Source organism: Streptomyces sp. DH12 (assembly GCF_020873895.1).
Classification (GTDB): domain Bacteria; phylum Actinomycetota; class Actinomycetes; order Streptomycetales; family Streptomycetaceae; genus Streptomyces.
Genome location: NZ_JAHWGT010000159.1, coordinates 1 through 881, shown reverse-complemented (window position 1 = coordinate 881; position 881 = coordinate 1). Strand labels below are relative to the sequence as shown.

Genomic DNA, 881 nt, shown 5'->3' with positions numbered 1-881 from the left:
ACCACGCCCCGTCCGATCTCCCGCAGCGTGGGGCGGGGCACGGCGAGGGCGGCGCCCAGCCGGGCGATCCCCTCGTCGATGTCCCGGTCCGGGGTCTCGACGAGACCGTCGGTGTAGAACGCCAGCAGGCTGCCCTCGGCCAGGTCCCACTCGCACGACTCGAAGGTCAGGTAGCCGAGCCCCAGCGGGGGCCCCGCGGGCAGGTCGAGGATCTCGGCGGTGCCGTCCGGGGTGACGAGGACGGGCGGGAGGTGTCCCGCGCGCGCCATCGAGCACCTCCCGCTGACCGGGTCGTACACGGCGTACAGGCAGGTCGCGCCGAGGAAGGCGGCGCCCGCGGCGGCGGGCTCCTGGTCGTCGTGGGCGCCCATCAGCCCGATGACCAGGTCGTCGAGGTGGGCGAGCAGTTCGTCCGGCGGCATGTCGAGGTTGGCGAGGGTGCGGACCGCGGTGCGCAGGCGTCCCATGGTCGCGGCGGCGTCCATGCCGTGCCCGACGACGTCGCCGACGACGAGGGCGACCCGGGCGCCGGACAGCGGGATGACGTCGAACCAGTCGCCGCCGACGCCGTTCGGGGCGTCGGCCGGCTGGTACCAGGACGCCACGTCCACCGCGGACCCGCCGGTGAGCGCCTGGGGCAGCAGCGCCTGCTGCATGGCGCGGGCGGCGGTCCGCTCACGGGTGTAGCGGCGGGCGTTGTCCACGGCCACCGCGGCGCGGGAGACGATCTCCTCCGCGAGCCGCACGTCGTCGTCGCCGAACGGGCCGGACCGTTCGGTGCGGGCGAAGGTGGCCACGCCGAGGGTGACGCCCCGGGCCCGGACCGGCACGACCATCAGGGAGTTGTAGCCGTACTTGAGGATGGACGCACCGAGCGAGGG

At 75.1% G+C, this 881-nt stretch carries 1 protein-coding gene; it reads right to left on the bottom strand.

What is annotated here, in order from left to right:
- On the bottom strand, window positions 1-881 hold an 881-nt coding region (locus LPA54_RS33205), incomplete at both ends, for a PP2C family protein-serine/threonine phosphatase (RefSeq protein WP_228984451.1).